Origin of the sequence: Insulibacter thermoxylanivorax (genome assembly GCF_015472005.1) — a bacterium.
Taxonomy (GTDB): Bacteria; Bacillota; Bacilli; order Paenibacillales; family DA-C8; genus Insulibacter; species Insulibacter thermoxylanivorax.
On sequence record NZ_BMAQ01000015.1, the window covers coordinates 1 to 24,317 of the forward strand.

Annotated in this window: 24 protein-coding genes; 7 read left to right on the forward strand and 17 right to left on the reverse strand. The window is 54.3% G+C overall.

The features are described from left to right. Positions 1–181 precede the first annotated feature (181 nt). The 3 genes from PRECH8_RS07955 to PRECH8_RS07965 form a co-directional block, all read right to left on the reverse strand. Positions 182–373 (reverse strand): hypothetical protein, encoded by a 192-nt coding sequence (locus tag PRECH8_RS07955; protein ID WP_200966572.1) that lies wholly within the window; start codon positions 371–373, stop codon positions 182–184. A gap of 96 nt (positions 374–469) precedes the next feature. Beyond that, positions 470–790, reverse strand: coding sequence for a hypothetical protein (locus tag PRECH8_RS07960; protein WP_200966573.1), 321 nt, complete (start codon positions 788–790; stop codon positions 470–472). Between the two features lie 89 nt (positions 791–879). Beyond that, a complete protein-coding gene (locus PRECH8_RS07965) occupies positions 880–1,452 on the reverse strand; it encodes a xanthine phosphoribosyltransferase (RefSeq protein ID WP_200966574.1) in 573 nt (190 codons plus the stop codon). Between the two features lie 462 nt (positions 1,453–1,914). Between PRECH8_RS07965 and PRECH8_RS07970 the strand changes: the two genes are divergently transcribed. After that, positions 1,915–2,541 carry a hypothetical protein gene (locus PRECH8_RS07970; RefSeq protein WP_200966575.1) on the forward strand — a complete coding sequence of 209 codons (627 nt, stop codon included), beginning with the start codon at positions 1,915–1,917 and terminating at the stop codon, positions 2,539–2,541. A 114-nt stretch (positions 2,542–2,655) separates the two neighbouring features. Continuing rightward, a complete protein-coding gene (locus PRECH8_RS07975) occupies positions 2,656–3,690 on the forward strand; it encodes a YkvI family membrane protein (RefSeq protein ID WP_200966576.1) in 1,035 nt (344 codons plus the stop codon). A gap of 18 nt (positions 3,691–3,708) precedes the next feature. Here PRECH8_RS07975 and PRECH8_RS07980 read toward each other — a convergent pair whose 3' ends face one another. From PRECH8_RS07980 to PRECH8_RS07990, 3 genes are read right to left on the reverse strand one after another with little or no spacing between them, the layout of a single operon-like run. Beyond that, positions 3,709–6,975: an AAA family ATPase gene (locus tag PRECH8_RS07980; RefSeq protein WP_200966577.1), complete on the reverse strand. Its 3,267-nt coding sequence runs from the start codon at positions 6,973–6,975 to the stop codon at positions 3,709–3,711. Further along, entirely contained in the window at positions 6,972–8,294 is a 1,323-nt protein-coding gene (locus PRECH8_RS07985) for a metallophosphoesterase family protein (protein ID WP_200966578.1), read from the reverse strand. The genes PRECH8_RS07980 and PRECH8_RS07985 overlap by 4 nt, the downstream gene beginning before the upstream one ends. 43 nt (positions 8,295–8,337) lie before the next feature. After that, the gene (locus PRECH8_RS07990) at positions 8,338–9,474 is read right to left on the reverse strand and encodes a glycosyltransferase family 4 protein (protein WP_200966579.1); all 1,137 of its coding nucleotides are present in this window, start codon (positions 9,472–9,474) and stop codon (positions 8,338–8,340) included. Between the two features lie 184 nt (positions 9,475–9,658). Between PRECH8_RS07990 and PRECH8_RS07995 the strand changes: the two genes are divergently transcribed. Next, entirely contained in the window at positions 9,659–10,831 is a 1,173-nt protein-coding gene (locus PRECH8_RS07995; RefSeq protein ID WP_200966580.1) for a GGDEF domain-containing protein, read from the forward strand. A 67-nt stretch (positions 10,832–10,898) separates the two neighbouring features. Further along, positions 10,899–11,144, forward strand: a complete 246-nt coding sequence (locus PRECH8_RS08000) for a DUF3892 domain-containing protein (RefSeq protein WP_371871188.1) — start codon at positions 10,899–10,901, stop codon at positions 11,142–11,144. A 60-nt stretch (positions 11,145–11,204) separates the two neighbouring features. On the opposite strand, the gene queC is transcribed toward PRECH8_RS08000, so the two are convergent. The 4 genes from queC to PRECH8_RS08020 form a co-directional block, all read right to left on the reverse strand. Next, on the reverse strand, positions 11,205–11,897 hold the full coding sequence (gene queC / locus PRECH8_RS08005; protein ID WP_200966582.1) for a 7-cyano-7-deazaguanine synthase QueC: 693 nt from the start codon (positions 11,895–11,897) through the stop codon (positions 11,205–11,207). A 116-nt stretch (positions 11,898–12,013) separates the two neighbouring features. Beyond that, a complete protein-coding gene (locus tag PRECH8_RS08010) occupies positions 12,014–12,736 on the reverse strand; it encodes a 7-carboxy-7-deazaguanine synthase QueE (protein WP_200966583.1) in 723 nt (240 codons plus the stop codon). Positions 12,737–12,739: 3 nt separating this feature from the next. Then, complete coding sequence (gene queD / locus PRECH8_RS08015; RefSeq protein ID WP_200966584.1) at positions 12,740–13,207, reverse strand: 6-carboxytetrahydropterin synthase QueD; 468 nt, start codon at positions 13,205–13,207, stop codon at positions 12,740–12,742. Positions 13,208–13,504: 297 nt separating this feature from the next. Further along, entirely contained in the window at positions 13,505–14,026 is a 522-nt protein-coding gene (locus PRECH8_RS08020; protein WP_200966585.1) for a hypothetical protein, read from the reverse strand. A gap of 294 nt (positions 14,027–14,320) precedes the next feature. On the opposite strand from PRECH8_RS08020, the gene PRECH8_RS08025 reads away from it, so the two are divergent. Next, positions 14,321–15,718 carry an RsmF rRNA methyltransferase first C-terminal domain-containing protein gene (locus PRECH8_RS08025; protein WP_200966586.1) on the forward strand — a complete coding sequence of 466 codons (1,398 nt, stop codon included), beginning with the start codon at positions 14,321–14,323 and terminating at the stop codon, positions 15,716–15,718. Here PRECH8_RS08025 and PRECH8_RS08030 read toward each other — a convergent pair. From PRECH8_RS08030 to PRECH8_RS08055, 6 genes are all read right to left on the reverse strand, one after another. Beyond that, the gene (locus tag PRECH8_RS08030) at positions 15,688–15,963 is read right to left on the reverse strand and encodes a hypothetical protein (protein WP_200966587.1); all 276 of its coding nucleotides are present in this window, start codon (positions 15,961–15,963) and stop codon (positions 15,688–15,690) included. The genes PRECH8_RS08025 and PRECH8_RS08030 overlap by 31 nt on opposite strands. A gap of 177 nt (positions 15,964–16,140) precedes the next feature. Next, positions 16,141–17,193 (reverse strand): hypothetical protein, encoded by a 1,053-nt coding sequence (locus PRECH8_RS08035; protein ID WP_200966588.1) that lies wholly within the window; start codon positions 17,191–17,193, stop codon positions 16,141–16,143. A gap of 130 nt (positions 17,194–17,323) precedes the next feature. Next, positions 17,324–18,112: a Cof-type HAD-IIB family hydrolase gene (locus tag PRECH8_RS08040; protein WP_200966589.1), complete on the reverse strand. Its 789-nt coding sequence runs from the start codon at positions 18,110–18,112 to the stop codon at positions 17,324–17,326. Further along, on the reverse strand, positions 18,102–18,842 hold the full coding sequence (locus PRECH8_RS08045; RefSeq protein ID WP_200966590.1) for a pseudouridine synthase: 741 nt from the start codon (positions 18,840–18,842) through the stop codon (positions 18,102–18,104). Before PRECH8_RS08045 ends, PRECH8_RS08040 begins: the two co-directional genes overlap by 11 nt. A gap of 180 nt (positions 18,843–19,022) precedes the next feature. Then, positions 19,023–19,826 (reverse strand): GTP diphosphokinase, encoded by an 804-nt coding sequence (gene yjbM / locus PRECH8_RS08050; protein WP_200966591.1) that lies wholly within the window; start codon positions 19,824–19,826, stop codon positions 19,023–19,025. A gap of 26 nt (positions 19,827–19,852) precedes the next feature. Beyond that, a complete protein-coding gene (locus tag PRECH8_RS08055; protein ID WP_200966592.1) occupies positions 19,853–20,947 on the reverse strand; it encodes a quinone-dependent dihydroorotate dehydrogenase in 1,095 nt (364 codons plus the stop codon). Positions 20,948–21,098: 151 nt separating this feature from the next. Between PRECH8_RS08055 and PRECH8_RS08060 the strand changes: the two genes are divergently transcribed. Further along, positions 21,099–21,239 carry a hypothetical protein gene (locus PRECH8_RS08060; protein ID WP_200966593.1) on the forward strand — a complete coding sequence of 47 codons (141 nt, stop codon included), beginning with the start codon at positions 21,099–21,101 and terminating at the stop codon, positions 21,237–21,239. Between the two features lie 295 nt (positions 21,240–21,534). Here the strand turns inward: PRECH8_RS08060 and PRECH8_RS08065 are convergent, their stop codons facing one another. Then, positions 21,535–21,768, reverse strand: a complete 234-nt coding sequence (locus PRECH8_RS08065) for a ferredoxin (protein WP_200966594.1) — start codon at positions 21,766–21,768, stop codon at positions 21,535–21,537. Between the two features lie 248 nt (positions 21,769–22,016). Between PRECH8_RS08065 and cimA the strand changes: the two genes are divergently transcribed. Next, a complete protein-coding gene (gene cimA / locus PRECH8_RS08070) occupies positions 22,017–23,636 on the forward strand; it encodes a citramalate synthase (protein WP_200966595.1) in 1,620 nt (539 codons plus the stop codon). Positions 23,637–24,317 lie beyond the last annotated feature (681 nt).

The window sequence follows — 24,317 nt, forward strand, 5'->3', positions numbered from 1 at the left end:
CCTATTTTTCGGACAAAACCGCCGCAAAACCAGCTCCTGCACCCGTTACGAATCACGGAGCCCAATCTCCTATAACCTGCAACAACTCAGCTTTATACACGGCTGTGCATAGCCTCATTACGACAACGAATAATTAAACAAACCCCGAGGAGGAATCCCCGGGGTTTAAAGTGACCGTATGTTAATCGATGATCTCAAACGTATATTCTCGTGACAGTTTGATGACTCTGCGGTTTGGACGGCGGATCAGGACATCTTTGTCATCCCAAGCCACAACGTAACCCTTGACATCATTCTCCGGGTTCGCATCACGTATGACTCGGACTTTGACACCACTCTGCCGAAGAGATTCCAATTGCTCTTCAGATATCATCCATGGTCGCCTCACTTATCGATTAGTGTTGCTTCGTTCGATAGATTGCAGAAGTTAATCGAGTTAGATATGCATTATCAGAACCATGTCATCTGCTCAGCCAACATGCTCTTTCGAGTCGTGATACCATTCATCCAGCACCTTGCTGGACATCACGCGATTCCTCACGTATTCAACCTGATTGGGCGTAAATTTATCCTTCCAATCGATTGAAAGTTCTTCGCAGAGCTTCACGATCGTAAGCAGTTCAGACCACGCTACATAGCGTTTATACCAAAAAAACTGAGGATGCTCCATCATATAGGGATACAGATCATCAAACTCCGTATGTTTGCAGTCGAGGGCTCGCTCGAAATGCGTCTTGGCTTCCGTCAATTTGCGTTCCAGATGATCGAGCACATTGCGGTTTTGATCCATACTTACCCTCCTCCCTGACTTTACATTTCATTATAAATGATATAACAAGCGGTTAAAAGACGAAATCCCCATGTAAAAGTTGCAATTTCCTAATCCGCAAACTGCACGATCCCGCCCTCTAAAGAGCGGATCTTGACCAGCGTTTCGACGCGTATGCCCATCGCCCGGATCGCATCTGCGCCCTGCTGAAAGCTCTTCTCAATGGCGATCCCCCAGCCTGCGATCCCGGCTCCGGATTGCTTCACGATGCGCATCAATCCCCTGGCTGCATCGCCGTTGGCGATCAGGTCGTCGATGAGCAGTACATGATCATCGGGCGACAGCAGCGAGCGCGGTACGACGATATCGGTGACGATGCCCTTGGTGAAAGAGGGCACCCGTTCACAGTACGCATCCTCATCGGTGACCCGCGTCTTCTTGCGCCTCGCAAAGACGAAGGGCACACCAAGATGATAAGCCGCGGCAAAGGCAACGGAGATGCCCGACGACTCGATGGTCAGCACCTTCGTCACCCCATCATCCCTGTACAGCTCTGCGAATCGCTCACCGATCTTCATCATAAGTTGCGGATCAATCTGATGGTTGATCACCTGATCGAGGTTCAGCAGATGATCATGAACCACGCTGCCTTTGTCCAATATGGCTTGTTTTAAGATGTCCATCTTCCGCCCTCCATTCCAACCGATGAGTTCGCGTCTTGAACTTACGCCATATCAAAATAAAGATTGCCGCCGCGTAAGCAGCCGCCCGAGCGTGCTTTATCCCACATTTTGCTGTTGAATTCGGCGGGGATCAGCGAATATCACCTTTGTTCTACCCTTCTGGAATCCATTATGATGAATTCACGTCCGCTGTGTAACCAAGTATATTCATGTATGTCATGCATGTTCTTATGTGGTCATATGTAAACTTGTGTAAGTATATGCAAATGTGCACAATAAGTGTAATTGCATTCATCATTTGCAAATCTGCGCTGCAAGTTTAACTGCATGTCACCATCTGTGTACAGCAGGCGTTAATATGTACTGCATATGCGGCTGTCTGTGACCACAACCATGCCTAATCATGGATAACAAGCGTGCGGCAGTGAAGACCTTATTAGCACCAAGAAAGGAAGATGCATGATGATCAAAGGTCGTTCGTCCCACTTGTCGTTCGTTTATCCTCTACTTATATTAATCCTGTTCCTGACCGCCTGTCAAAATCTAGATTCCAGCCCCGCCGCTGCCCCGGGCAAAGAGCCGAACGTCCAGCAAGCCGGCACATCCCTTATGACCGATGAATCCGAAGAACAACATGCGCCGCAGCATGCGCTGGAGGGCGGAGCACAACATGAGCCGGTGAAATCGCCGGCAGCCGCAGAACTCCCCGGCTTCAGACTGCTCGGCTTCGCCCTTCAAGAACCGATGTCCTCCGTGATCGCCCAATACGGCTATGCCGATGAGCAGTTTACGATGGAAGACGGTGAGGAAGTGATCATCGTACACTATTATCCCGGCTTCACCATCGGCTGCAACCATCAGAGAGGCATCCACTTCATCGATGTCTATTCCGCGAACATCGATCCGCAGCTCGATGGGCTTCAGATCGGCAGCACGCGCATGGAAGCCCTGGACATCCTGGGCGAACCGCTGCAGCATACGTTATCCGTGATCATGTACGAACGGGAGGGCACGATCCTTAAGCTGGATATCGATCATACCAGCGATCAGATCGTCTCCATCAAGCTGTTCGCGGCGGCATCCTCGTAACTTCCTGTCCCCATCCCGCAGGTTAGTCATGGAATCGCGTTCCCGAACATAACTTGTACTAATGTGGTCAAGCTTGCTTGATCCATGCAAGGCGATGGGAGGGAACAATCGTTTGTGAAAAAAAACATGCAAGTGCTGCAAGTAGCTTTTACTTATATGGGAACCGTCGTTGGTGCAGGATTTGCGACTGGGCAGGAAATCCTGCAATTTTTTACACGCTTCGGCAACTTAGCTGCTTTGACGATCCTCCTGACGACCATCTTCATCTGCTGGTTGGGAACGAAGATCATGCTGCTCGCCAATGAGATCCAAGCCGCCTCCTACGAAGACCTCAACCGCCATCTCTTCGGCGACCGGGCCGGCCGCTGGATCAGCCTCATCTCGATGTTGAACCTATTCAGTGTCAGCGCCGTCATGCTGGCGGGAGCGGGCTCCGTCTTTCACGAGCAGTTCGGCATCCCCTATCAGCTTGGCTTGGCGCTGACCATGGGGCTGGCATACATCCTTTTGATTCGCGGCATCTCCTCGATCCTCACCGTCAATACGATCGTCGTGCCGATCATGCTCCTCTATACCATCATCGTCGTCATCGTCACCGCTCATACCCCGATGGCGAACAACTGGCTTCTGCTTACGAGCATCGAATCCCCGCTGAAGATGATCGCCTATGCTTTCTTATATATCGCCGGCAATCTCGCCCTCGCGCAAGCCGTGCTGGTGCCAGTCGGCACGAGCATCGCGGACCGCTCCGTCCTGCGCTGGGGCGGATACCTCGGCGGGGCGGGCATCGGCTTCATGCTGCTCGCCGGCCACTATGCCCTGTCCGCCCACATGCCCGGCATCATGCAGTACGAGATCCCGATGGGGCAGACGGTAGCGATGCTGGGGTATACGATTCAATTGCTCGTCATCTTCATCATCTTCGCTGAGATCTTCACAACATTGCTGTCCGATGTCTATGGATTAACGCTGCAGATCCGGCAGCACACCGGCTGGAACCAGCCGCTGCTCATCGCACTGGTGCTGATGGCCAGCTACTTCATCAGCTTGATCGGCTTCAGCACACTGCTCTCGATCCTCTATCCGCTGTTCGGTCTGATCAGCCTGCTATGGCTTTCCATGATGTTCATGAAAACCTCCGCCAACTGACTTACCGGAAGGAGCAGCTTAAACACCCTGCCAACGCGTCAGGTCGATCAACTGCGTCTCGGGCAGGGTGCCCGCGATCAGCCGGCGCATGTGATCATGACAGGTGAAGATGAGCACCTGGCGCCGCAGGCTGACCTCCCGCACAACTTCTAAGCAGCGCGCCGCCCGCCCCGCATCGAAATTCACGAAGATATCATCCAGCACCACGGGGAGCGGATCCTCCATAGGATAAGCATCCAACAACGCAAAGCGCATCGCCAGATACAGCTGTTCCGCCGTCCCGCGGCTAAGCCGGGCGGTATCGAGCTGCACGCCGTCTCGGCGCTCCAGCAGGAAGCGCTGCTCGCCGAAGGGCGCAAGGATCCGGACGTACCGGCCGCCGGTGATCATCGCCATATAGCGCGAGGCGACGCGCAGCACCTTCGGCTGCTTCTCCCGTTCATACAGCTCCTGCGTTCGCTTCAGCAGGCCCTGCGCCATCAGCAGGGTCAAGTACTCCTTCGCCTGCTTATGCAGTTCTGCGATCCTCTCCTCCCGCTGCTGGACAATCTCCGCATGAGCTTCTCCTTCACGCAGCTTCGTCAGTTCCAGCTCCAGCTTCGCCCGCTCGTCCCGCAGTTCGCTCGCCTGCTGCTCCCATGCGGCGATCGTCTTGGAAAGTTCCTCGCGCTCCGCAGCTAACTGCGCTCCCCCGGTTTGCTCCAGTGTCTGCCGCAGCAGAGGATAGCGCTCCGGCGTCACCAACCACTCCAAACGCAGGCGCGTTTCCCGGATCGTCTCCGCAAGCTGTCTTCGCCGTTTGCTGAGTGCCGCCAACCGGCGGTAATCCTCCTCATCCTTCGCTCCGACTTCATCCCACAGCGCGCGGATCCTCGCCTCCGTCTGCCGGATGCGCGCTTCCAGATGCTGCGCTTCTTCCGCCCGCTGCTCATACTGCTGCTGCAGGTCTTGCCGGCGTTTCCAGCGCTCCGCTTCCTGTGCCGTCAGTTCAGCGGCCTTGCGGGCAGCAGCCGCAGCATCGGCAGAAGAATCATACGGCACAGCCAAGGCTTCGCACAGTGCGCTGACCCGCTGTTCATAGGCGGCGATTCGCTCCTTATAGCCTTGGATGCGCATCGCGGCGCTGTCGCGATGGCTGATCGTCTGAAGCACGCGATCGATTAGATTGTAGAGCTCGCCGGCAGTCTCCGGTTTGAGGCTGCGAGGCAGTTCCCGCTCCGCCAGCCAGGCCTGCCACTTCCTCTCCTGCTCCGCGAGCCGTCGCCGGCATTCCTCCAGGCGCTTGTCGGCTGCTTCACGGCGGGTCTGGACTTCGGCGATCTTCCGCTCCAACTCCTGCAAGCGGTCTCGATGCCGCTGCATCTTCAGTTCATCGGCTTGCAGTTCTTCGAGATCCCGCTCTATACCAGCGATGATCTCCTCCGCCAGGGCAATCGTCCAGCCCTCGTCCCCGCGTTCCCGTGCAGCGGCAGCATAGGCAGCATAGACTTGCTCCGCCTCGAGCAGGCCCTCCAGCATGCGTCGTACTTCCCCTCCGTGCCGCTCGCTGCTGCGCCGGACCTCGGTCTCGCTGCGCTGTCCCTCCCGCTTCTGCGCCCGCATCGATAGAGCATATGCGGCATAGAGCACCAGCGCTGCAGCAGTTGCGACGGCGCCGGCAAGGTGGTTGTCGGTGAAGAAGAGCACCGCCGCGATGGCAAGAAGCAGCCCGAGGAAGGCATGCACCATCCCCTGTGTGCGCTTCATGAACCGCTCCGATGCGGCTCGGCGCCGTGCCTCGGCCTCTCGCTCCCATTCGGCGCGCCGCCAGTTGTCGAGAGCGCTGCGCAGCGATTGCAGCTGCCTGCGCCGCAGACCCGGCGCCAGTTCGAGCAGCCGCCTTGCCGGATGGTGCTGGATCTTCTCCAGCATCGGTCCGATCTCGCCGGCGAGTTCCCTCCGCCGCAGCGCCAGATGCTGCCCCTCCTCCTCCAGTTTCGCCGCGTCCTGCTCCGCCGCTTCCGCCTGCCGCTCCATCGCCGCCAGCGTATCTCGGAACTCATAAATCGTCGTGCGGTCATGCAAAGAAGGTTTGAGGCGCTGCACATCCGCTTCCGTCCAATTCGCATCGATCTGAATGAGCTGGACCCGCACCTGCTCTTCCAGCCGCAGCTTCTCTTCGCCGGCCTGCTTGAGCTCCGCTTCCAACGCCTCGATCATGGCCGCTTCTTCGGCAAGCTCCTCCGCTTCCCTTCGCCGTGCGAGCCGCTCCTCCTGCGGCTGAATCCCGCTGAGCTCTGCGGCGAGCCGCTCCATTCCTTCGCTGAGCTGGGCATGCAGACTGCGGAGCTCTTCCAAACGCGATTTCTCCTCCTCAAATCGCTGCAGCCCATCCTCGGGGAACGCCCTGCCGACTGACCGCTCCATCTGAACTTGCGATTCCTTCCCCGCCGACCCGCCTAAGTCCTCCGGTCCAATTTGCTCCATCAGCTCGTCTAATTCCGCCAGCTCCGTCTCCGCGGCACGCAGCTGCATCCAGGGCTCCTGGGACTGCAGGCAGATCTCCAGCCACGCCTGCTGGTCACTCGCCTCTTGCAGCTTCATATCCAGCTTCCGGATGTCTTCTTCAAGCGCCGCCAGCCGCTTCTGCTTCATGCCGTATTCTGCAGCTTCCCCGCGCAGCTGACGAAGCTTGGCATCGATCTCTGCAAGCTCCTCCGCAAGCTGGTTGATGGACTGCTTCTTGCCGCGGGGTTTGAAGCGTTCGTCGAGTTCCGCCTGCAGCTCCTTCCCCGCATCCAGCACCAGCGAGCCGCTGATGCCGAAACCGCTGCTGAACAGATACGGGTTGATCTCCTCGGCTTGCAAGGTGCGGATCTCCTGCAGCTCCGCCAGCCCGAAAGCGAAGATATTCTTATATACTTCACCGGTAAGATCGCCGATGAGCGGACGCAGCAGTTCTTCTCCCCCGCTTCGGCCGTAGTCCAAGCGCACTGTCGCCGCGCCGCGGGACAGCCTGCGGCCGGCCGCACCCGGGGCATCGAATCGTTCGATGCGGTAACCGCGGCCCTGTGCATCGCACAGTACCAGAGCGCCCCCATGCACGCCGCCGTGGAGCGGTTCATAGCGGTCCGGCTGATTGCGCTGTGCAAATCCGAACAACACCGCGCGGATAAACTGCATTAAGGTGCTCTTACCCGCTTCATTAGGTCCATATAACAAAACCGTCGGCGCCTGCGGTGACAGATCGATGGTCACATCGCGCAGAGCGCCGAACCCATGTACTTCGATCCGGGTGATCTTCATCCCGCTTCTCCTCCTAACAGCTTGTCCAGCAGCCACTCTTCCGCCTGTTCCAAGCATTCCACCAGTTCATCCGGCTCCTGCGCTGTGAGGAAATTCCCTCCGCTCCGGGTTCCATGGTCGTGAAGATATCTGCCGGCCTTCGAGCGCAGCAGATCTGCCAGCAGCTCTTCGGCATACTGCCGCAGCGCCGTCTCATCCTGCCTGAGTTCAGCTGCTGTACGGAGCAGATCTCCGACGAAATGTTCCTGCTCCAGCCAATAATCGCGTTCGATAAGGCCGCTCGTGCGCACCCTGCAGCCCTCGATCCAGACGAAGCAGCTGCCGGCCTGCTGCTCACAGAGCTGAACTTCACGTTCATTCCAGTCGGCGATCACATCATCGAGGAAGGCGGTCTGCATGAGCACGGAGTGAAGCTCCGTACGGCCGGTTAAGATCAGGCGGACGACCGCCGGCCGCCCATCGGTTTGCTCCCGCAGCAGCGCAAGCTGTTCTTCGATGCGCTCCTTAACCTGCTGCTCATCGGCAGCCTCCTTCAGATTCACCGTCAGCTTAAGCCAACGCACGCTGTCCGCCGCATGGAAACGCAGCTGCACAGCATGGTCCTCGTCCACATCGACGATATAACAGCCCTTCGGCCCCGTCTCCTTCATGCTCCTGGATTGCAGATTGCCCGGATAGACGATATACGGGGCTTCATGCAGCACAGAGCGCGCATGGATATGCCCAAGGGCCCAATAGTCCATCCCCTTGCCGATCAGCGCCGCCCGGCTGGAAGGTGCATAGTTCGCATGGTCGCGGGCACCGTCCACATTGGTGTGGAGGACGCCGATGTTGAACACCGACCGGTCATGCACGCGGAACCTCTCCGCCAGGTTCTCCGTCACCTGCGCCGCCCCGTAGGAGATGCCGTGCACATGGGCGATCTCCCTCCCCGACGGGTCGCGGACAACAGCGGTCTCCACCTCGCCGGCAGGGAACACCTTCACGCCCGCAGGCATCTCCCACGGAAGCTGCTTCCCATCGAGGGGATCGTGATTGCCATGGGCGATATAGACGCCGATGCCCGCCTCCGCCAGCCGCTCCGCCGCCCGCTGAAATCTCAGCTGCGCCCGCACCGAGCGGTCTTCGAGGTCATATACATCGCCGGCGATGACGACGAAGCTGACCCCTTCGCGAATCGCAAGCTCCGTAAGCCGATCCAATGCGCTCAGCGTAGAGCCGCGGATCACCTCGCGAATCGGCCTGGGCACCTCGGACAGCCCGCGGAAGGGACTGTCCAGGTGGAGGTCGGCAGCATGCAAGAATCTAAACCTTCTCATCTTCTCTAATCTCCTGCGAAAATGGATATTAAATACAAAGCTATTAAATATACGAAGCCCGATAGGACAGATAGACCTCTTCCAGATCGCCGATCACGCGCGCGATCGACGACTTCTCCTTCGCCCGTTCGTAGGCGGCATGCGCCATTCGCAGGCGAAATTCTCCGTCGGTGAGCATCTTCTCGATGGCATCGGCGAGGGCGTGCACATCATCTACAGGGACGAGCAGCCCGTTCACACCGCTTTCGATCTGTTCAGCGATGCCGCCGACATCGGTGCCCACCAAGGCCAAACGGCACAACGCCGCCTCGGCGAAGACGTTGCCGAAGGCTTCTGCCCGCGACGGCAGGACGAAAAGATCGAAGAACGGCATCAGCTCTTCCGGATGAAGCATATAGCCGTAGAAGATCGTCTCATCATAGATGCCGAGCCGAATGGCCATCTCCTCCAGTTCCTTGCGAATCGGTCCGTCACCGATCAGGTGCAGGACGAAGGCATGGCCCCGTTTCTTCACGATGGAGAGTGCCTGCAACAAGACATCCAACCCCTTCGCCGGCACCAAGCGGCACAGGGTGACGATCTGGGGCACGTCATTCACATTCTCCACCGGTTTGAAGCGGTTCGGGTCGAAGCCGTTCATGATCACGCGGATGTCCTCCGGGCGGTCAACATATTGTGCGATATACGATTTGAATGAATGCGACACGGTGATGATCATATTCGTCTGATGTTCCAACTCTCGATACAAGGAAGTCAGGAAACGATGTTCCGGTCCCTGATCTTCGATTCTTCCGTTCAGCACCAGCTCCCGTTCATAGCTGGAGTGCACCGTCATCAGCACGGGAGTATCCGGAAACAGACGGCGCATGACCAGCGCCGCTATCGGATGATGCGCGTGGATGAGATCATAGGAAGCATTTCTTAATCTCATCCTGGCAAACCAAAGATAATCTCTGAGCGTCTGCATATATTTGTCCACAACCGGTCTGCCGCTGTACTGCGTCCAGTCAAAAGTTGCAAATTCATGATGCTCCGTGCCTTTGCCGCGGATGCGTTTGGGCAGGGAGAACAGCTCCATATCCCAGCCCATCGCCTGAAACTTCTGATTGATATAAGGGACCATTGAGGATACGCCCCCCGGTTGTTCCGGCGGAAAAAACAAAGCTTGCAAAATCTTCATCATTTAAGCGTCCTCCTTCTCTCTACAACATTATTGTAACTTGCCGAACTTTCAATTGGAATGATTTCAGCCGACAAATTTTGATATACTAGGTCTGATAGATTGCCATCAATCGGCACAGGAACGCAGCATTCGCTCCCGATTCGATGACAAGACTCGTACAACACAACATTAGGAGATGGCTATGGAACTAACGGAACTGCTCTATGGACCGACGGGCAAGATCGTCTCCTCTATATGTATTCTGGTTATTCTTGGCCTTATGTTTATGATCAATGTTCAGCTGTATATGAATCGACGCAAGAAGGCGTATTTTTCATTGGCGGTATCCTTCCTGCTCGTCATCGCTCAATATGTGATCATCCTCCTCCTGGAGATGTCGAGCCTGCCGGCGGCGATCACCGCTTATGTGATTCAATTGCTGAAGGTGCTCGCTTTTATCTGGATCAATCTGGGAATCTTCCAGCTCTATAATCCAACGGGACGCAAGTTGAAGCTGATCGCTGCGGCTTTAAACGCCCTGGCCTTCGTGGTCGCAGCTTTGCATCTGTACCTGCCCGGCGAGCTTAGCGAAACGGATCCAATCCTGCGCTTCCTTGCCGGCCCCATGCTGCTGGAACAGTATCTAATCGCGCTCATCCTGCTGGCTGCGCTCTTCATCCGGCCCAATATCGGACAGACGAAGACTTATCTGTTCAGCTTGGGGATATTTCTGCTCAGCCACGCCATCCATATGATGGATGCATATGTACTGGAGGAGAGCCGTAAGCTCCTGCAAGTGCTGGAACATCTCCTCCCTGTTCTTTATTACACGACCCTGTTCTTCATCGTCTTCAACCGCATCGTCGAGCTGCTGCAGGCCGTCTTCGAATCGTCGATCATCGACGGCTTAACCGGCGTCTACAATCGGAACTACATCATGACCTATGCCCACCGCCTCGTCAAAAGGCGCCGCGCCTCGGTGATCTTCTGCGATATCGACAATTTCAAACGGCTCAATGACACAGAAGGTCATCAAGAAGGCGACCGCGTGCTGAAAGCCGTCGCCCGCATCCTGCGGGATACCGTAGGCGATGCGGGCAAAGTGGGGCGATACGGCGGCGAGGAGATGGTCGCGGTGCTGGACAATGCAGCCGGTGATGTGAAGAAAATCGCGGAGAAGATCCGCAAGCGGGTCGAAGAGGAGACGAAGGTTACCGTCAGCGTCGGCTACAGCCGCTATCGCGAGGGCGTGACGGCGCATGAGCTGATGAAGCAGGCCGATGAAGCGATGTACGTGTCCAAAAAAACCGGCAAAAACAAAGTGACTGCCTACACGACAAGGACTCCGAAGATGCTGGCGTCCCTGCAGCAATAACGAAATCCGCAAACAAGAGTGAAAAAGCCTCGCCTAAGTCATACTAAACTTAGAGGAGGCGATGGTATTGGATCTGTCGAATGAACAGCCGCAAGAACACGTCGTTGCCGTCAGGAAGAACGGCGACGGCGATATCGTCGAGCTGAAGCTCAGCTCCGGCCGAGTCGTGGATTACTTGGAAGCGCAAGCGATGGCGAAGAACAATCAGCTGTACAACGTCCAAGTGTTCCGCGGCCGGGACGGCGAAGAGCATCTCCGCTCCGTGCCCGACGGGCGCAAGGATAATAACCTGGACAACCTGCCGCTTTTCTAAGCAAGAAGAAACCCGCCTGACGGCGGGTTATATTTTTTTGGCTAGCTAAGCCATCACTGATTATTTTTTCGCGTAAGGAATCGGATCCTCTGCGCCTGCTTCTGCGAACCCCTTCAAGCGCAGGCGGCAGCTGTCGCATTCGCCGCAGGCATAGGGGCCGCCTTGGTAGCAGGACGTCGTCAGCTCGTAAGGCACACCCAGGCGCAGGCCTTCGCGGATGATCTCCGCCTTCGTCATATGCATGAGCGGCGCCTCGATGCGAATCGTCCGGCCGCTCACCCCGGCCTTTGTCGCCAGCTGGATCGTCTCCTCGACCTTGGCGATGAATTCCGGCCGGCAATCGGGATACCCGCTGTAGTCCAAGGAGTTGACACCGATATAGATGCGCCCGGCGCCGATAACCTCCGCGTAAGAAGCGGCGATCGACAGGAAGAGGAGATTGCGGCCCGGTACATAAGTGATCGGAATCTCATCCGCATCCCCGTCGGCTGCCTTCGGCACTTCGAGCGACGGGTCGGTGAGCGCACTGCCTCCGATCTCCTTCAAGAAGGAGAGCGGAACGATCTTATGCCGGCTGCTGACACCGTAGTGTTCTGCAACGGCTCGCGCGTTGTCCAGTTCGTTGTGATGCCGCTGCCCGTAATCGAAGGTCAGCGGGTACAACTCATAGCCTTGATCCTGTGCGATTCCCATGCAGGTGGTGCTGTCCAAACCGCCGCTTAAGATAACGACGGCTTTTTCCTTGCGGCTCATAGTCTCACATCTTCTCCTTTATCCGTAGCAGGTTATATTGTATTTGATGATGTTCGATCTGATTATTCTTCCCAACTGCTGTATTCCAGCCTTTCTTCCACAAATATCCTCAGCTCTTACACCCTGCGCATCCCGGGATCCCAGATCACCTTATGCAGCTGCATGTTCAGCTTCACCTGGGGCAGTCCGTGCGCTAAGATCATCTCCACGAGACGCGCCGGCGGCATCGTCTCCCATACCGGACTGAAGAGAATCGTCGCACGAATCTCCGTTTCCAGGATCACCCGCTTCGCAGCATCAAAATCCGCTTCGCTGGCAATCACGAACTTCAGCTCATCCTGCGGGCGCAGCAAGGTCAGATTCTCATGGATCATCCGTTCATGCTCACCGGAATCCGGCAGCTTATAATCCATGATATAGCGAACGATCGGTGAGCTGATGGTCTCAAGAAACGGCGCCAGATGAACCGCGCCGTTCGTCTCTACGTGAATATCAACATAGCGGCTTGTGTTTGCCAATTCTTGCAGCAAGATCCGCGACCTTTCTCCGTACAGGAGCGGCTCGCCGCCGGTGACGCACACATGCTTCGCCTGATAGGACGATGTTTCCTCCAGGATCTCGGCGATCGTCATCATGCGATCCGCTTCGTAAGGCGGATAACTGTACTTCGTGTCACACCAAGAACAACGAAGATTGCAGCCGAACAAACGGATAAAGACGGTCGGATAACCGGCGCGGGTCCCCTCGCCTTCGACCGTCTCGTAGATATCGACCATCGGGATGCGGATGTCTCTCGCTGCCTGGTTCATCGTCTGTGTATCATCCGCATAATTGTTCATCATCTATTCCTCCATCAATGCTTTCGTCGCTGATGCATAACTGGTGGGCGTCTCCCACAGACGAACTTCCTCAAGCTCAACATCGGGATAAAGCCCTTCCGCTTGCAGCTGCTTCTTAATCTCCTCATAGATCCAGACGACCATGTTCTCGGCAGTGGTGTTCATCGGCGGCAGGACTTCGTTGAGATAGCGGTGATCCAATTTGTCAATGACGCTTTCCTTCGTGATGCGTTTTATATCGGCGAAGTCAATGGTGATTCCGCGGTAATCCGGCCTGCCCGACATGACCACTTGCAGTTTGTACGTATGGCCGTGCAAGCTCTTGCATTTCCCTTCATAGCAATGCAGATGGTGAGCGCTGTCGAAGGTGAATTCCTTCGATACGAGCACTCTTCGGTTATGATATTTTAACTGGTCTTCTTGGATGTCACGACCCAGGACTTGCACTTTCTCCGGCGCTGGAAAATCCATAACAGCTCACCTCTCCTTAAACCCTGATTGACAAGGGACGAAACGTAACCCGTGCCAAAAACCAGCTATTATTATATCATGTATGGCAAAACTGCGACAACTAAGCCTGTTTATGATTAAAATCATTACACTAGCATTTCGGAGATGCTGAAGCATGAAAACGTCCATTCCCCACTTACATCATAAAAACCAACTGGGTTTAACTGCAATGTTTCAGTTAATTCCACAGTTGGTTCTTATGAAATATATACGAATATCCCAAACTTAAGGTATTCAAGTCTGTCCCAATAAGGAAGTTTATTTGTATTGAGCAAAAATTTCGTGAAGCTCATCAATTGAATAATTTCCCTTGACCCCTTTAACTTTGACATCAATTTCTAATTCATTTAGATCCATAGATTGGGAGTTTTTATCCTCTGTTACCTTCGTAAGGGAGTTGCCGTCGGATAACACATAAAAGCCATCTTCTGGTTTATATTTTAGGAATAGTAAATACGTTTGATTCAATTTGACTTTGTCGATTGACTGATATAATAATATTGGATGCTTAACAGGTTCACCATAAAACACATCAAGGATCTCTAATGTTGATATTTGAACCTTTAGTTCATCCTTATCTTCTACGTTTTTAATTGAAGCTACATTTGCAAGCACAACCAAATCGCTTTTACCCTGAACCATTTGTTCAATCGAATAAACAGGCCAGTCAGCGTAAATTTCGGGTTCATTTTGTTCGATTTTTTTCGAAGAGCAAGCTGTAATTGAAAAAATTGCAAAACAACTCACAAAAATCACTGTTAATATTCTTTGTATTCTCATCGTACTCACCCCTAAATTAAGGATTTCTCAAATTCTAATCCTCCCTTTCTAAATTAATATTTTTTCATGATTAAAAACCTAACCGAAAAAAGCTTTAAATCACCTCATTTTATCCCATATAATTACTATTATGTATAATACATTATGTCATATACAAAATAAAGGTATGTTTTTCATTTTTTTCTATATTTAAGCCTTCTTCGATGAGGTTGTGATGAGGATATTTTTCTGCCATTAATAATATAGTTAACCCTTGATCAGTACGTACGAAATATCTACCCACAGGAGGCTGCTATGACGATCGAACTGCCTGAAGCCTTTCTCCGGCGGATGAATGAGATGCTGGGGGAAGACTATAATGCTTTCGTTGCAAGTTATGGGGAGGACCGCACCCACGGTCTTCGTCTGAATACACGCAAAGTTCCCTTGGATTCGGCTGAAGCGGACAAGCTGCGTGCCCAGTTTCAGCTGGAGCCGGTACCTTGGTGCAAGGCCGGATACTACTATGCGGAAGAGGCAAAGCCCGGCCGCCATCCCTATCATGCGGCGGGCGTCTATTATATCCAGGAGCCGTCGGCCATGTCCGCCGCGGAGATGCTCGCTCCTCAGCCCGGGGAGATCGTGCTCGATCTGGCTGCTGCGCCCGGGGGCAAATCCACGCACATCGCCGACCTGATGCAGGGACAGGGTCTGCTGGTCGCCAATGAGATCCACCCCGGCCGCGCCGCGATCCTGTCGGAGAATATCGAGCGCATGGGCATCCAGCACGCCGTCGTCACCAACGCTTCGCCCGGCCAGCTGGCGGATAGGTTTCCCCATTATTTTGACCGCATCCTCGTCGATGCCCCGTGCTCCGGCGAGGGCATGTTCCGCAAGGATCCGCAAGCGGTGCTCGAATGGAGTGAACAACAGGTCGCGGTCTGTGCCGCCCGCCAGTTCGACATTCTCCAGGATGCGATAAAGATGCTGAAACCCGGCGGGACCCTCGTCTATTCGACCTGTACCTTCGCTGAAGAAGAGAATGAGGAGATCATCGATCGGCTATGCGAGGAATATCCCCATATGGAATGGATCACGATGGAACGATTCTGGCCGCATCGGCATCGCGGGGAAGGGCATTTCGTTGCGGTACTCCGGGATCGCCGGGAAGAGGAGGCACCGCTGGAGCTGGGTCCAGCAGCGGCAGCCGGGCCGAAACGGCGGGACAAGATGCAGAGAAGCAAGCACAGCTCACGCGCTGCCCAAGGGAGCGCCGAAGCGGCCATGCGGTTCTTCCATGCATTTGCCGCTGAACAATTGCCGAACTTCACCCTGCCTGAAGGGGAGCCGATTCTGTTCGGGGAACAGCTGTACTGGCTTCCTGTCTGCGGCGGGAAGATGTCCGCGGATCTGCTGCAGGGCTTGAAGGTTCCCCGTCCCGGTCTGCATCTCGGCCTGGTGCGCAAGCAGCGCTTCGAACCTTCCCATGCGCTGGCGCTTGCCCTTAAGCCGGATGAGGCAGCGCGCGTCCATCATCTGACAGCGGAGGATTCGGAGACCGAAGCCTATCTCCGAGGTGAGACCCTGCCAATCGGTGCAGGCATGAAGGGATGGACCTTAGTCGCTGTGGACGGCTATCCCCTTGGATGGGGGAAGGCCGGCGGGGGGATGCTGAAGAATCACTATCCCAAGGGACTGCGACGTCCGTATTGATCCAGATTGTGATGGATTTCGCGCAGGCGTTCCGAATCTTCCCTTAACTCCGCTTCGATGTGGGCGATGATCGCGTGCACTTGTTCCCCCACTACCCGCGGGACCTCAACCTCACCGTTTGCCTTTGCGATATAGATGAGGCATTGGATGATCTCGCGCAGCATATGCGGCTTGTTATTGTCCACAGCAACCTGAGCAAGGAACAGGATGTAATTGATTTCCTCCAGGCTCAGCTTCATGGTCATCCGACATCCCTCCCGGTGGTACAATGGTACTTTCATCATACCCCTAACGGAGGTTTTGTCAATAATCGACAATATTTCCTGCTGACTGCATAGAAGCCCATGCCATCTGCGCATAACAAAAGGACGAAGACCTCACACGGATCATGCCGCGGAATCTTCGTCCTTTGTCATTTTTGTTCACAGAGCCGCTTCATTCTCGAGCAGCAATTCATCGATCAGCCGGTTGCGGTACAGGACGCTCAAGCTGAAGGAATCATAATCCCGCTCCTTGTCCAGCTCCCGCATGATCAGCGCAGCGATCTTCTCGCGGTCTTCCTCGCTGTTCATCTCCCGAAAATCCATATAGCCCGTGATCATGGGCTCGCTGATATCGATCGTCGCCGTGCCGATGGGCAGATTGCCGTTCTCCCGGGAATAGATATCATAGGTGAGCGTATCGCCGTCATCCCGCACGAGATGAACGGAGTACGGGCTTGTCCGCGATTCGAGCAGCGATGCCCCGTCTTCGTATGCCGCAAGATCTTGATGATCCAGTTCGAAGATCTCAAGCAGTTCGCCGTTGTGTTTCACCTCAAGCTGGAACGAATCCACATAATCATCATCAAAATCCGACACCAAGAGATCCACGCCAGCTTCAATCTGCTCGGGCGTCGGTTCGATCATCCAGTTGATCTCGCCGAAGCAATCGGCACCCTGCAAGGTGACAAAGGCTTCCGCCAGCCACCGCTTATTGCGTCCGTAGATGTGGTATTCGACGGAATCCCCATGTTCGCCGGTGATGACTAACTCGTATGCCTCAACATCCCGTGATTCCATCTCATAAGGATCCGGACCGCGCTGAGGGTCGTGATCCAGAGGCGCATCCGCAGTGCCGTCCTCTTGGTACAGCTCTTCATCCGGCCCTTCCGGATCCTCCATAAAATACTGGATCTCCCCCACATTATGCTCCATTGCGATCACTTGATCGAAGGGGCTGTAAGTAACGATCACATCGCAGTCCTCCGCCTCGATCGCTGCCGCGAAGGAATGGATATAGTCCTGCAGGTAGCGAAGCACCTTTCGCTTCTCTGCCGGGGTCATCGATGTCCGCTCAAGCTGGATCGAGCCGGACAGCCGGCTGCCTTCCCGGTAGACCAAAGTGATGCCGCCGACATATCGCCCGTTCAACAACACATCGCTTACTTCCCCGCCGGCAGTGCGCATATCTGGACGAATGGCTATCTTGCCCATCGCATAGATCCCTCCACGAATGATGGTTTAGCAGCTAATGCTATTAGCGTCTCCCATCCTCCGTGTTCTATCCATCGATGTGCCCCTCCAAGTTCTAAGCTCCATGCGGCTGCAGCGATGCTTGTCCAGCTTACTCCGGGAAGTAACGGCTCAGCACCACATGCACAGCATCTTCGTTGTTGGAGACGGTGATCTCATCGGCGGCTTCCTTCACCGGATCCGGAGAGTTGGCCACGGCTACGCCGATGCCGGCGAACTCGAGCATCTCGATGTCGTTGAAGAAATTCCCCATGGCGAGGATCTCTGTCCGTTCGATCTGCCAGATCTCGGCCAGCCGCTGCAACGCTCTGCCCTTCGTCACCTGCGGTTTCATCACATCGACGAAGTAATCCCCGCTGCGGATAAAGCGAAACTTCTGCTCACGCTGCGGCCAATCCCGCTCCACTTGATCCATGACGGGCTTATCGCCAAACATGCAGAATTTCACGAGCGGCGATGTCACCTGCAGGACATCCTCCACCATCTGCGGATCCGCGAGGTACGCTTCATACATCTTCCTCGCCTCGTCCGACATCCGATCGACGATCATATCCAAGGAAGTATTGATATCGTAATGAATGCCGCGTTCCCGGCAGTATGCGATCAGCTCAACCAGTTCCGTGATCTGAAAGGTATCCTCGTACAGGATGTTATCCTTCGTATCCAAGATCGAGGCACCGTTGTGGGTGATCATCACGCCCTCCAGAGCCAGCTCTTCCATCACCGGACGAGCGCTCATCGCCCCCCGCCCCGTGCACAGCACCACCTTCACGCCCTGATCCGCGACACGACGGATCGTTCTAAGATTCTTCTCACCGATGCGATGCTCATCATCCAGCAGCGTGCCGTCGATATCCAAAGCGATCAGTTTAATGGTCATCTCCAGTCCCCTCCATGAGTTCTCTCATCTCTAAATCTGTCAGTTCTCTATATTGACCAAGAGCCAATGTCGGATCGAGCCTTAAGTTCCCCATCGCGATACGCTTCAGATACGTCACCTTCTTGCCGACGGCGCGGAACATCCGCTTGACCTGGTGAAACTTGCCCTCCACGATCGTCAGCTCGATCTTCGAGCATGGGCCCTTCGGTCCCTCGAAGGTCTCGAGGATCTTCAGTTCTGCCGGCAAGGTGACATATCCGTCATCCAATTCCACGCCATGCTTAAATCTTACCACATCCTGCTCGCCGACGAACCCTTCTATCTCGGCATAGTACACCTTCGGTACGTGACGTTTCGGCGAGAGCAGGCGATGGGCCAGCTGCCCGTCGTTCGTAAGCAGCAGCAAACCTTCGGTATCCTTATCCAAACGACCGACAGGAAAGGGAGAGAAAGCCCGGTATTCCTTGGACAGCAGGTCCAACACCGTTCTTTCCCGCAGATCTTCGGTGGCGGAGATCACCCCGGGCGGTTTGTTTAACATGAGATAGATATATGAACGATAATGTACAGGTTCTCCATTCACTTCCAGACGATCGCGTTCGGGATCGACCTTCCTTCCGCTGTCCTTCACGATCTCACCGTTCACCCGGATCAATCCAGCCCGCGCTAACCGCTTCGCTTCCGAACGGGTTGCAATGCCCAGGTGAGTGAGGATCTTGTCGATCCGCATGCTTCCTGCTGATGGTTTGTTCCTGATCGTGCTGCACCTCCTGTGTCATCTATGTAAATTGAGGCGGATCCATGCACGAGGTCATCGCTGATCACGCCTTTCGTACCAGCCATGTTCCTCGTGCATGAACCCGCCTCGTCCAGCGCCCATCTCATAACGTGTGCGTTCTGCGCTGATCATTCAATCATCCGCATGCTGCTTCGCTCGCTCCAGCGCTTCCTGCAGCTGATCAGCCAGCAGGCACAAACCCCAGATGTCTTCATTCTCCCACAATTCATTAAACTTCAATTGGAATTGCACGGCTTCTCTAAAGCGATGATAAAAATATAATTCCTGGATATCATTTAACACTCTGGAGACGAGATTCGAATTTCTCTCGAATGCCTTCTGCGCGCTCATGATATCATCCCGGATACTGGACATCTCCTGATCCAGCACGTAGGCAGCTTCCGCTGCCCTGCGCAGTCTCTGCTTGACGTCTTCCGGCAATTCTTCTTTGAATTTATAATTCAATGAATGTTCAATCGTCGCCCAGAAGTTCATGGCCAGGGTGCGGATCTGGATCTCTGCCAGCACAGGTTTCACGCCCAGCGCCGTCTGGACGGGGTATTCCACGATGATATGATAGCTGCGGTAGCCGCTCTCTTTTTTGTTGGCGATATAGTCTTTCTCATACATGACTTTCATATCGCTTCGCTCACGGATCAGCTCCGCGACGCGGTAGATATCTTCAACGAATTGACACATGATGCGGATGCCGGCAATATCCTCGATCCCCTTCTCAAGTTGATCATAGGGAACGCCCAACGACTTCGCCTTGCTGAGTATGCTGGAGATGCGCTTCACGCGTCCTGTTACAAATTCTATCGGAGCCAGTTCTTCCCGTATCTTCAATTCCGCCCTGAGCGCCTTGAACTTGATCTTAAGCTCCTCTACAGCGTGTTCGTAAGGGAGGAGAAATTTACTCCAATCTCTTCCGTCCATGCTGATTCCTCCAATCAATGGAACGTTTACGCGTCGACACCGACCGCCTCGGAGATGTGCGTGAACCCATCCCTTCTTAATAGATTCGACAGCTCTTGGTTTAAGGTCTTGTTGATCGTCGGCCCGCGGTAGATAAACGAGGTATAGATCTCGACGAGGCTTGCTCCGGCACGGATCATCTCGTAGGCATCGTCACCTGTGAACACGCCGCCGGAACCGAGGATCGGAATTCGTCCCTCGGTAAGACGATAGACCTGACGGATCACCTCGACGGCCCTCTGCTTCAAAGGTTTGCCGCTGAGACCGCCGCTTTCGATCGCATTCGGATGCTTCAGACCCTCCCGCTTGATCGTCGTGTTCGTGGCGATGATGCCGTCGATACCTGCCTGGCTGATCGTCTCGACGCACTGCTCGATCTCCTCATCCGACAGATCCGGTGCGATCTTCACGACCACCGGCTTCGCCTTGGCCTTCCGCTCCTTCGCCAAGCGGTCGCGCTCCGCAATCACCGCATGCAGTAAGTCCCGCAGGTCGTCTCCGTGCTGCAGTTTGCGCAGGTTCGGCGTATTAGGGGAACTGATATTCACAGCAAAAAAATCCCCGACATCATATAATATGCGGAGGCAATCCAGATAATCTTGGACGGCATGCTCATTCGGCGTAACCTTGTTCTTACCGATGTTGATCGCGATGGGAATCGGCCGGCGCGTGACCTTCTCGAGATATGCCCGCATCTTGTCCGCACCTTCATTGTTAAATCCCATCCGATTGATCAAAGCGCTGTCTTCCGGCAGACGGAACAACCGCGGCCGCTCATTGCCGTTCTGTGCCCGCGGCGTCACCGTCCCCACTTCGATGAAACCAAACCCCATATACGAGAAAGCCTTCGCCGCTTCTCCGTTCTTATCCAAACCCGCTGCCAAACCGATGGGGTTGGGAAAATCCATTCCCCACAGCGTCTGCCTAAGCTCCGGCAATTGCGGCGAAGAATAGGCCGCACGCACGACGGCCATCGCTCCGGGAACCGCTTGGGCGATGCGCAATCCGCTGATGGTCAGATGATGCGCCGTCTCCGGATTCATACGAAACAAGATGGGCTTGACGATCTTTTCATATAACAAAATCCATTCCTCCCGACCCAACTAATGTCTAACGAACAGTTTATCCTTTTCACGTCCAAAAGAAAAGAGTTCTTGTCGTTTGCAATCGCATTCAGTTACTTATATAATTTTTAGAAAGGGTTTTACGTAATTCAATAAGTGGGTGAATGATATGGTCAAGAAGAAGCAATCCTACGTACAACGATACAAGAAGCAACAAGAAGAAGTCGTAAACCGCAAAGCACTTATCTGGTACGCATCGATCTTCGGCGGAATCTTGCTTATCGTCATCCTTTTATTAATCTTTTCCTAACGCTGGAGCACCTGCGTGCTTTCGGAGGCGGCTCATCCTTAATCAGTCAGCCTCCGAGTTCATTTTTATCTCACCCGTCGGCCCTTAGCAGATATCCCCCAAACAGATCCTTCTAACCAAAATAATCCCTGCCTCCTCCGATCCCTGAAGACAGCCGCAGATGAACACACAAAAAGGAGCCAAGATCCCTGTCTTGACTCCATCTGTTGGACGAACTGAGCACATCATCATATCCGTATATATCTGCTTCGCATGATATCCGCGATTCACATGATGCCTCAGCGGTCATCCAACATCATTCGAACGGTTCGTCCGAAACTTGGATTGAATCCGTCGGGCATCCATCTACCGCATCCTGCAGATCATCGTAGAGATCCTCAGGAATCGGTACGACACCGCGATTGTTATCCCCCTCATAGATATTCTCAGCCAAGCCGTCATCATCATAATCAAATATATCAGGAGCAGATGCGCCGCAGGCGCCGCATGCGATACAAGTGTCTTTGTCTACATAGGTATATTTCGGCATGATGAGTCCTCCCTAATTAGATTTAACTTCAATAATCTCACATCAATATAGTATAAATGTTCGTGAGAATCAATGACCACCTTTATTGATAACTTTTTACAAATGGTGTAAGATACTAAGATGTGCATCTGTCACGCAATTATCCCACATTTAGCTATTCTCATGTTATAATGTCATCAATATATTTTATTACACAAGTATATTATATACGTCCAAACTTTTGTTTCGCAACATAAGGAGGATAATCGATGTCTGGCAGAGTTTATATTTTTGATACCACACTCCGTGACGGCACGCAGGGGGAAGGCATCAGCCTCTCCGTTGAAGACAAGCTCAAGATCGCTCAGAAATTGGACGAATTAGGCGTTGACTACATCGAGGGCGGCTGGCCGGGCAGCAACAACAAGGATATCGAATTTTTTGAACGGGTCAAAAGCCTGAATCTCAAGCATGCCAAGATCTCTGCCTTTGGAAGCACGCGCCGCAAGGGAGCTAAACCCGAAGAGGATGCGAATTTGAACAAAATTCTGGAATCCGGTGTGCAAGTGGCATCGATCTTCGGCAAGTCCTGGGATTTCCATGTGACTAAGGCACTCGAGACCACGTTAGAGGAAAACCTGGCGATGATCTACGATTCCGTGCGCTATCTGAAGGATCACGATCTTGAGGTGATCTACGACGCGGAGCATTTCTTCGACGGGTACAAGAGCAATCCGGAGTATGCTCTTGCAACCTTGGAGAAAGCACATGCCGCCGGAGCGGATTGGATCGTCCTGTGCGATACGAACGGCGGAACATTGCCAGACGAGATTAAGGAGATCGTCAGCACCGTATGCGAACGCATCCCTGCTAAGATCGGCATCCACGCGCACAACGACTGTGAGCTCGGTGTCGCCAACAGCCTTGCCGCCGTACAAGCGGGCGCCAGACAAGTGCAAGGCACGATCAACGGATACGGCGAACGCTGCGGGAACGCGAATCTCGTGTCAGTTATTCCCAATTTGCAATTGAAGATGGGGTATGAGGTTATTTCTGCCGATCAACTGCGTTCCCTTACAGCTGTGGCACGTTACATCAGTGAGATCGCCAATGTCAGCATGCCGATCAACCAGCCCTTTGTCGGCACTGCTGCCTTTGCCCATAAGGGCGGGATCCATGTCTCCGCCATTCGCAAACACCCGCGGACCTATGAACATATCGAGCCGGGACTGGTCGGCAACAAACAGCGCGTCCTCGTATCGGAGCTGGCCGGACAGAGCAATGTCCTGTTCAAGGTGCAGGAGCTGAATCTCGATATTCCGCTCGACAGCGAAGCCGCCCGCGCGGCGATCCAGCGCATCAAAGCCCTCGAACATGAAGGCTATCAATTCGAAGGTGCAGACGCATCGCTGGAGCTTCTGCTGCGCGAAGCCACGGGCAATCTGGAGGAGATCTTCACCGTCGAATCCTTCAAGATCATCGTTGAACATTCCAGCGACCGCAGCGGCGTGGTCACCGAAGCCCTAGTCAAGATCAAGATCGGCGACGAGATCGTCTTCACGGTGGCTGAGGGCAACGGGCCGGTGAACGCACTGGACAATGCCCTCCGCAAAGCCCTTGAACAATACTATCCGGCGATCAAGGATATGCATCTCGCTGACTATAAGGTGCGCGTCATCGATGAGAAAAATGCAACGGCAGCGAAGGTGCGCGTGTTGATCGAATCCTCTGATCTGACCCATTCTTGGAGCACCGTCGGCGTCTCACCGAACGTCATCGAAGCCAGCTGGCAGGCGCTCGTCGACAGTATGCGTTATGCCCTGATCGGCAAGGAGCGCATAAAAACGCCATCGAGTACAAGACCGCAGCTGGGCATCATCAATCATTGAATCGGAGGCCTGAGACGACAGATTGTGTTGTCTCAGGCTTTGTTTAATTATGCGCAATACGCACGCAGGCCGAAACGACACTTTTTGTCGTCTCACGCTGCGATCCCACCAATCCGCACACTGAACCGATACTTTCAGTCGTCTCACGCTGCGATCCCACCATCCGCGCGCTGTACCGACACTTTTTGTCGTCTCACGACGCGCACTCGCCATTCCGCACACTGAACCGACACTTTTTGTCGTCTCGCGCTGCGTTCCGCCTCTTCATGTTGCGTTTTCACCATTCGCTTGCGCTTTGCTTGTGCTGAGACGATCCTTTCTGTTGTCTCATGGTGCGTTTCCGCTTTCCCGTGCGCTGAATCGATACTTTCTGTCGTCTCACGCTGCGATCCCACCATCCGCGCGCTGAACCGACACTTTTTGTCGTCTCACGACGCGTACCCACCAATCTGCACACTGAACCGATACTTTTTATCGTCTCGCGCTGCGTTTCCTCCTCTCCACACAGCGATTCCACCAATCCGAACACTGAATCGATACTTTCTGCCGTCTCGCACCCGTTCCGTCTCACCACGCAGCGATTCCTCTGCCCAACACACTGCCTTCCGCAGCAAATAAAAAAGGACGCCTTCCAGGCATCCATCATCTTTGATTCCTCACTCTGATTCCTTCATCACTGAT

Bases quoted from the DNA above. Each gene is read 5' to 3' on its own strand.
- PRECH8_RS08035 (WP_200966588.1), bottom strand. From the start codon at position 17,193: ATGGGCAAGATAGCCATTCGTCCAGATATGCGCACTGCCGGCGGGGAA.
- queC (WP_200966582.1), bottom strand. From the start codon at position 11,897: ATGAGCCGCAAGGAAAAAGCCGTCGTTATCTTAAGCGGCGGTTTGGAC.
- yjbM (WP_200966591.1), bottom strand. From the start codon at position 19,826: ATGGACGGAAGAGATTGGAGTAAATTTCTCCTCCCTTACGAACACGCT.
- PRECH8_RS08060 (WP_200966593.1), top strand. From the start codon at position 21,099: ATGGTCAAGAAGAAGCAATCCTACGTACAACGATACAAGAAGCAACAA.
- PRECH8_RS07960 (WP_200966573.1), bottom strand. From the start codon at position 790: ATGGATCAAAACCGCAATGTGCTCGATCATCTGGAACGCAAATTGACG.
- PRECH8_RS07955 (WP_200966572.1), bottom strand. From the start codon at position 373: ATGATATCTGAAGAGCAATTGGAATCTCTTCGGCAGAGTGGTGTCAAA.
- PRECH8_RS07980 (WP_200966577.1), bottom strand. From the start codon at position 6,975: ATGAAGATCACCCGGATCGAAGTACATGGGTTCGGCGCTCTGCGCGAT.
- PRECH8_RS07985 (WP_200966578.1), bottom strand. From the start codon at position 8,294: ATGAGAAGGTTTAGATTCTTGCATGCTGCCGACCTCCACCTGGACAGT.
- PRECH8_RS08045 (WP_200966590.1), bottom strand. From the start codon at position 18,842: ATGCGGATCGACAAGATCCTCACTCACCTGGGCATTGCAACCCGTTCG.
- PRECH8_RS07990 (WP_200966579.1), bottom strand. From the start codon at position 9,474: ATGAAGATTTTGCAAGCTTTGTTTTTTCCGCCGGAACAACCGGGGGGC.
- cimA (WP_200966595.1), top strand. From the start codon at position 22,017: ATGTCTGGCAGAGTTTATATTTTTGATACCACACTCCGTGACGGCACG.
- PRECH8_RS07970 (WP_200966575.1), top strand. From the start codon at position 1,915: ATGATCAAAGGTCGTTCGTCCCACTTGTCGTTCGTTTATCCTCTACTT.
- PRECH8_RS07995 (WP_200966580.1), top strand. From the start codon at position 9,659: ATGGAACTAACGGAACTGCTCTATGGACCGACGGGCAAGATCGTCTCC.
- PRECH8_RS08025 (WP_200966586.1), top strand. From the start codon at position 14,321: ATGACGATCGAACTGCCTGAAGCCTTTCTCCGGCGGATGAATGAGATG.
- PRECH8_RS07965 (WP_200966574.1), bottom strand. From the start codon at position 1,452: ATGGACATCTTAAAACAAGCCATATTGGACAAAGGCAGCGTGGTTCAT.
- PRECH8_RS08020 (WP_200966585.1), bottom strand. From the start codon at position 14,026: ATGAGAATACAAAGAATATTAACAGTGATTTTTGTGAGTTGTTTTGCA.
- PRECH8_RS08030 (WP_200966587.1), bottom strand. From the start codon at position 15,963: ATGACCATGAAGCTGAGCCTGGAGGAAATCAATTACATCCTGTTCCTT.
- PRECH8_RS08065 (WP_200966594.1), bottom strand. From the start codon at position 21,768: ATGCCGAAATATACCTATGTAGACAAAGACACTTGTATCGCATGCGGC.
- PRECH8_RS08040 (WP_200966589.1), bottom strand. From the start codon at position 18,112: ATGACCATTAAACTGATCGCTTTGGATATCGACGGCACGCTGCTGGAT.
- queD (WP_200966584.1), bottom strand. From the start codon at position 13,207: ATGGATTTTCCAGCGCCGGAGAAAGTGCAAGTCCTGGGTCGTGACATC.
- PRECH8_RS08010 (WP_200966583.1), bottom strand. From the start codon at position 12,736: ATGAACAATTATGCGGATGATACACAGACGATGAACCAGGCAGCGAGA.